This is a genomic window from Corallococcus sp. 4LFB (genome assembly GCF_046520365.1).
In the GTDB taxonomy this organism is placed as follows: domain Bacteria; phylum Myxococcota; class Myxococcia; order Myxococcales; family Myxococcaceae; genus Corallococcus; species Corallococcus caeni.
This window is the reverse complement of the sequence record NZ_JBKGHJ010000480.1, coordinates 1-6,263: the sequence shown is the minus strand read 5'-3', so window position 1 is coordinate 6,263 and position 6,263 is coordinate 1. Positions and strand designations below refer to the sequence as shown.

The window sequence follows — 6,263 nt, the reverse complement described above, 5'->3', positions numbered from 1 at the left end:
AACGACGCAAGCGTGAGGCTTCCCTCGGGAGCGGAAGCTAAACCGGAAGCGGATGTGCGTGGTATAGGGCGTCGTCCACTGGCCGCTCGTCCTGCTCCGGGCCTTCAGCACGCCCACCCATTTGGGCACGGCCAGGACCCGGGTCGCGGGCGTGTCCAGTCGCTGGAGAATCGACTGCGGGGGAGGGGTGGTTTCTTCTGGCGGCGCGTCCTGCGCAGTGCATGCCGCGAGGAATGCAAGTCCAATGATGAGGATTCTGAGAGGCTGAAATTTCATGCTGAGGGTGTCTGCCTGGGTGATGGGTGTCTGAAGTTGCAGGCCTTCAGACGCGCCCCAGGTCAATCCCTGAGCTTTGCTTTCAAATTATTTCCAGACGTCTGCTTTTCAGGTGGGCTGTTCCAGCCTGCGCAGTGTGTCCACCAGGTTCTGCATGCGTTCGTGGTGCGTGCCGGGCCAGAAGACGCGCTGGCAGCCGGGGCACTGTTGGAAGTGGCGGTGACGCTGGGCCACACCTTCCGGGATGCGGCCCTGCACTTCGTCCGGCGTCGCGGTGGACAGCGGCGCGTTGCACGCGAGGCAGCGGGAGAAGGGCCGCATGCGTGACGTCAGGCCGTACCTTCGCACCACCTCCACCAGCTGGTGCGCGGGGTCGGTGGCTCTTGGGTAATAGCCCTGCACCACCTCCGAACGCTTCAGCAGGCCCAGGTCGCGCGTGAGCAGCACTCGCGATTCTTCGTGGGACACGCGCGCCAACAGGGCGTCCGCGGAGTCGTTGCGCCAGAGCGTGTCGAAGCCGAGCATCCGCAGGAAGCCCGACAGCCGCCCCAAGCCCACGTCCAGGATGAAGCGCGGCAGCTCCGGGAGCGGCACCGGCACGGAGGCCGGATACACGTCCACGTGCGTGTCCGCCTCCGCCCGGTGCCCGAAGCCCACCGGCTCGCCGTCCACCATCACCACGTCCACTTCCGGATGCGGCGGCCCCAGTGACTCGATGAGGTCCTTCACCGAAGGGCTGCCTTGCAGCACGTGGGTGAACGTTCGCTCCCGGCGCTCCGGTGCGACGAAGTCGTTCAGTGCGCCATGGAACCGCACCGTGAGCTGCCGTGCCGACATCGTGGACTCCTCACGTCCTGCCGCGTTGTCGCCCGTGATCCGCGATGTCTTCCCCTGAATCCCAGCCTTTCCTGGCGGCGAGGGCGGCGGAACTCTCGGATTCTTGAAGGGCGGAGATCGCAATCCTCACGTGCTGTCAGGGGACAGCCTTCCTGCAAACTTCTATAATCACGCGTCAGACGGCGCGCCGAAGCCGGTGGATCACCCCCTCGGAAGCAAGGATCCAGGTCCCTGTATGGCCATGAAGTTCCCCCTGTTCCTCCGCCCGTTCGTGGCGCTGGGTTTCCTGGCGCTCGCTTGCGGCCCGGGTGACGAGCCCATCGCTCCCCCTGACTCGGGGACCTCGGCCGATGCTGGCACCCGTACCGACGCGGGCGACACCGTGGACGCGGGCGACACCGTGGACGCGGGCGACACCGTGGATGCGGGTTCGACCGACGCGGGTTCCACGACGGACGCGGGCTCTGATACCGACGGCGGCTCCACGACGGACGCGGGCTCTGATACCGACGGCGGCTCCGCGACGGACGCGGGCACGATTGACGGCCCGGACTCCGATGGCGGCGTCACGCAGATCCGCCTGATGGCGGCCAACCTCACCAGCGGCAACGGCCAGAGCTACGACCCGGGCCACGGCATCCGGTTGATGCAGGGCGTGGATCCCGACATCGTGATGATCCAGGAGTTCAACTACCAGTCGAACACCCCCGCGGACATCCGCTCCATGGTCGACACGGCCTTCGGCTCGAACTTCTACTACTACCGCGAGACCGGCGCGCAGATCCCCAACGGCGTCATCAGCCGCTATCCCATCATCGAGTCCGGCGAGTGGACGGACACCCAGGTGTCCAACCGCGACTTCGCCTGGGCGCGCATCAACATCCCGGGCCCGCGCGACCTCTGGGTCGTCAGCGTGCACCTGCTCACCAGTGGCTCTGGCGTCCGCAACACGGAGGCCACCAACCTGGTGAAGTTCATCAAGGCCAACGTCCCCGACAGCGACTACCTGGCCATCGGCGGCGACTTCAACACCGACAGCCGCTCAGAGCAGTGCCTCACCACTTTCAAGCAGGTGGTCGACACCGCAGGCCCGCACCCGGTGGACAAGAACGGCGAGGACGGCACCAACGCCGGCCGCAGCAAGCCGTATGACCACGTCCTCGTGGACGCCGACCTGCGCAAGTACCAGGTGGCCACCGTCATCGGGAACAGCACCTTCGCCAACGGGCTCGTGCTCGACAGCCGCGTCTACACGCCGCTTGCGGACATCTCTCCTGTGCAGTTCAGCGACAGCGGCGCCTCCATGATGCAGCACATGGGCGTCGTGAAGACCTACGTCACGCCCAACTTCTAGCGGGCACGCAGGCAACGCGGGCCGGTCATCGGGAGTCCCCCGGTGCCCGGCCCGTGCTGTTTCAGAAGCTCCACTTGTGCTTGTTCCTCGCGATGAAGCGGCCCACCGGCGGGATGCGCGCGATGAGCGGCGTCAGCACGAACACCGCCGCCAGCCGCACCGGCTTCACCGCCTGCGATGCGATGTACGCCGCGCCCCATGCGCCCGCCTGCGCCCCCGTCCCCTGGGGCTGGAAGCCGGCCCGGATGGCCGCCCAGAAGCCCACGATGACCAGGCCGAAGATGAGGTAGTTCACCGCGATGGCCAGCGGGCCGTACTCCACCAGCAGCGCCTTGAAGCGCGCCATCAGCGACGGCTTCGCCGCCGGGGGCGTGGTGGTTCCGGGTGGGGCAATGTCGGGAGCGGAGGGCTTCACGTCGGGCTCAACAGGCGCCATGGGCGCACCATGCCCGAAACACGCGGCCTCCGGGAGACAGCGGACAGGCGGGCTGGCGGGCCCCGGCCCGGGTCCGGGTTGTCAGGGCTCCCGGGGGCGCGATAGAGGTTCAAGCACCGCATGAAAGCCTCCCTCCGCCTCCTCCTCGTGGTGGTCCTCGCCGTGCTGGCGGCGGATCAGCTGACCAAGTACCTGGCCGTGTCCCGGCTGACGGAAGCGCTGGATGGGCGCAGCGGTCTGGCGCGCGTCTCCGGCTTCCTGAGCGAGCAGAACCTGGACAACGACCCTCCGGTGGAGGGCGTGTTCCGCAAGAACACCCGGCCGTACCGCTTCATCGAGGACTACTGGCACTTCCGCTACGTGGAGAACCCGGGCGCGGCGTGGGGCATGTTCTCCAGCCTGCCGGACGCCGCTCGCAAGGCGTTCTTCCACGTGGTGAGCCTGGTGGCGCTGGCGTTCATCCTTGTGCTGTACCGCAAGACGGAGCCGTCGCAGAAGCTGGTGCGCGTGGCGCTGGCGCTCATCACCGGCGGCGCGCTGGGCAACTTCGTGGACCGGCTCATCCGGGGCTACGTCATCGACTTCATCGACTGGCACTGGCGCAACCAGCCGGGCATGCGCTGGCCCACGTTCAACGTGGCGGACGCGGCCATCTGCGTGGGCGTGGGGCTGATGCTGCTGGACTCCTTCCGCGTGCGCCGGCCGGAGGCCGTGGCCACGCCGCTCCCCCAGGGCAGCAGCCCGCAGCCGTGACGCGCGGGGGTGGGCTGGTATAAGCCCACTCCGTGCCGCGCAAATACGCCATCCTCCTCGCCCTCACGCTGGGCGTCATCGTCCTGGACCAGTGGACGAAGTACCTGGTCGTGCGGGACCTCACCACCCGCTTCGACGGGGCCTCCACGCTGTCGCAGCGGCTGGGCGCGTTCTATTCGCCCGCGGAGGCCCCCGGCAGCCGGGGCCTGCACTTCCAGCCGCGCACGCACGTGGAGGTCGTGGAGAACTTCTTCCGCCTGCGCTACGCGGAGAACCCGGGCGCCGCGTGGGGCATGTTCCGCGACCTGCCCCCGAACGTGCGCGGCCCGCTCTTCCACCTGGTGAGCCTGGGCGCGGTGCTGCTCATCGTCTTCTACTTCCGGAAGCTGTCCGGCACGGACCCCGCGGAGGTGTGGGCGCTGTGGGGCCTGCCCCTGGTGCTGGGCGGCGCGCTGGGCAACTACATCGACCGCGTGGCGCGGGCCTTCGTCATCGATTTCCTGGAAGCCCATTGGTACGACAAGGCCGCGTGGCCGTCGTTCAACGTCGCGGACATGGCCATCTGTATCGGCGTGGGCATGCTCGTGGTGGATGCCTTCGTGCGCAAGGAGAAGCCCCAGGCCTCCGCCCCCGCGAAGGCTTCCTGAAAGCCTGGAGGTCCCCCCATGCTCCCCGTCCTGCTGCGCCTGTCCTTCACCACGCTGTGGATGCAGCTCTTGCTGTACGCCGCCGCGGTGGCGGTGGTGGCCTCCGTCGCCGTCAACGGCTGGCGGGGCACGCTGGGGCCGGTGGATGACAAGACGGGCAAGGAGGGGCCCGCGCCGCTCCAGGACAAGCTCCTGCGCGCGGCGGGGTTCGCGGGGGTGGGCGGCTTCCTCGCGTACTTCGGCCTGATGTACGCGCTGCCCGCGGACGCCTTCCCCGGCGGCAAGGGCGAGGGCATCCCGCTGCACACCTACGGCGTGCTCCTGGCCCTGGGCTTCGTCACCGCCGTGTCGGTGGCGGGCCGGCTGGCGCAGGACGAGTGGCGCCGCGTGAGCTTCGTGGAGGGCCGGGGATGGGTGGACACGGAGGGGCCCCAGAAGCGCGAGCAGGTGATGGACCTGGCGTTCTGGGTGCTGGTGGGCGGGCTCGTGGGCAGTCGCGTGCTGTTCGTGCTGGTGAACTGGCAGGACTACGCGCGCGACTGGACGCAGGCCTTCTCCCTGGGCGGCGGGCTGGTGTTCTACGGCGGTTTGATTGGCGCGGGGGGGGCCGCGTTCCTCTTCGCGCGCAGGCACCACCTGGACTTCCTGCGGCTGGCGGACGTGTGCATCCCCACGGTGTCGCTGGGGCAGTGCCTGGGGCGCCTGGGGTGCTTCTCCGCCGGGTGCTGCTGGGGCGACATGGCGGGGAGCCACTCCCACACGGGCGTCAGCTTCCCGGGCTCCGGGCTGGCCCAGGACCTGCTTGGCCGGCTGGGGGGCGCGTCCAGCCTGGCGTATGGCTCGCAGGCCGGGGACGGCCGCTACGTCGTGGAGGCCACCGGGCAGGTGCTCCACGACTGGGCGCCGGGCGCGGTGCGCATCTCCGACTGGGTGGCCCAGCACGGCACCACGCTGCCGGTGTACCCCACGCAGCTCTTCGAATCCGTGGGGCAGCTGGTGTTCTTCGTGGCGCTCCTGTACGCGCGCCGCTTCCGCCGCTTCCACGGGCACATCTTCGCCCTGTGGCTGATGGCCTACGCCGTCCTGCGCACCACGGTGGAGCTGTTCCGGGGCGACGTGGAGCGCGGCACCCTGCACGGCCTGCTGGAGTCGCTGGGGGCCCAGGGGCTGGCCGGGGCGGTGCCCCTGGAGGCCTGGTACAACGTGTCCACCAGCCAGTTCATCTCCCTGTGCATGTTCACCTTCGGTGCGCTGCTGATGGCGCGCCACCGGCCGGCGGGTGAGGCCGCGGGCCTGGGGCCTACACCGTCCGCGGCCTGAGGTTGCGAGCCGCGCCCGGGTTGGGGACACTCCCAGGACATGCCGCCGCCCGACAACGCCCGGTCCGCCGCCAAAGGCGGAGGCCGGCCCGCGCAGGATGCCAGTTCCTCCAGCGAAGCCGCCCTTCACGAATGTGAGGAGATGGAAGCGGCCATCGCGGAGCTGCGCCATAGCTACGAGCAGTACTTCATGGGCATGGAGCGCCAGGCGCCCGTCCGCGCGCATGAGGACCTGAAGAAGCGGATGCTGAAGCTCAAGGGGGCCTTCATCCGCAGCACGTCGGTGAAGTTCCGCGTGCAGAGCCTCCACAACAAGTTCCTCACCTACGAGCGGCTGTGGGTGCGCACGCTCCAGGAGATTGAAGCCGGCACCTACCGCCGCGACCTGGCCAAGGCCCGCCGCCGCGCCGGGGTGAAGCAGCCCGGTGCCGCCGGGGAGCGCCAGAAGGGCGTGGTGGACCTCACGGAAGAAGTCTCCGACATGGACTTCGAGGAGGTCGAGGAGCTCACCGGCCGCCGCCCCATCAACGAGCCGAAGCTCGCCGCGGAGTACCTGGCGGAGCAGGGCGCCGGCGGAACGTCCTTCCGGGGCACGCCCGCGGTGGCGCCCGTCGCGGCGCAGCCCGCCGGTGCGCCCGGGC

The 6,263-nt window shown here is 69.3% G+C and carries 6 protein-coding genes and 1 pseudogene; 5 read left to right on the top strand and 2 right to left on the bottom strand.

Features of this window, described 5'->3' with window-relative positions:
- Positions 1-384: 384 nt before the first annotated feature.
- On the bottom strand, positions 385-1,113 hold the full coding sequence (locus ACLEQD_RS34605; RefSeq protein WP_410389960.1) for a Mut7-C RNAse domain-containing protein: 729 nt from the start codon (positions 1,111-1,113) through the stop codon (positions 385-387).
- A gap of 235 nt (positions 1,114-1,348) precedes the next feature.
- On the opposite strand from ACLEQD_RS34605, the gene ACLEQD_RS34600 reads away from it, so the two are divergent.
- Positions 1,349-2,467, top strand: a complete 1,119-nt coding sequence (locus ACLEQD_RS34600) for an endonuclease/exonuclease/phosphatase family protein (protein ID WP_410389958.1) — start codon at positions 1,349-1,351, stop codon at positions 2,465-2,467.
- 61 nt (positions 2,468-2,528) lie between these two features.
- On the opposite strand, the gene ACLEQD_RS34595 is transcribed toward ACLEQD_RS34600, so the two are convergent.
- Positions 2,529-2,903, bottom strand: coding sequence for a hypothetical protein (locus tag ACLEQD_RS34595; RefSeq protein ID WP_410389957.1), 375 nt, complete (start codon positions 2,901-2,903; stop codon positions 2,529-2,531).
- Positions 2,904-3,023: 120 nt separating this feature from the next.
- Here ACLEQD_RS34595 and lspA (ACLEQD_RS34590) point away from each other — a divergent pair, with 120 nt between their 5' ends.
- From lspA (ACLEQD_RS34590) to ACLEQD_RS34575, 4 genes and pseudogenes are all read left to right on the top strand, one after another.
- Positions 3,024-3,656, top strand: coding sequence for a signal peptidase II (gene lspA / locus ACLEQD_RS34590; RefSeq protein ID WP_410389955.1), 633 nt, complete (start codon positions 3,024-3,026; stop codon positions 3,654-3,656).
- A gap of 32 nt (positions 3,657-3,688) precedes the next feature.
- Positions 3,689-4,303 carry a signal peptidase II gene (gene lspA / locus ACLEQD_RS34585; RefSeq protein ID WP_410389953.1) on the top strand — a complete coding sequence of 205 codons (615 nt, stop codon included), beginning with the start codon at positions 3,689-3,691 and terminating at the stop codon, positions 4,301-4,303.
- Positions 4,304-4,321: 18 nt separating this feature from the next.
- The gene (locus ACLEQD_RS34580) at positions 4,322-5,623 is read left to right on the top strand and encodes a prolipoprotein diacylglyceryl transferase (RefSeq protein ID WP_410389952.1); all 1,302 of its coding nucleotides are present in this window, start codon (positions 4,322-4,324) and stop codon (positions 5,621-5,623) included.
- Between the two features lie 141 nt (positions 5,624-5,764).
- Positions 5,765-6,263: pseudogene (locus ACLEQD_RS34575) on the top strand (hypothetical protein); the annotation flags it as partial.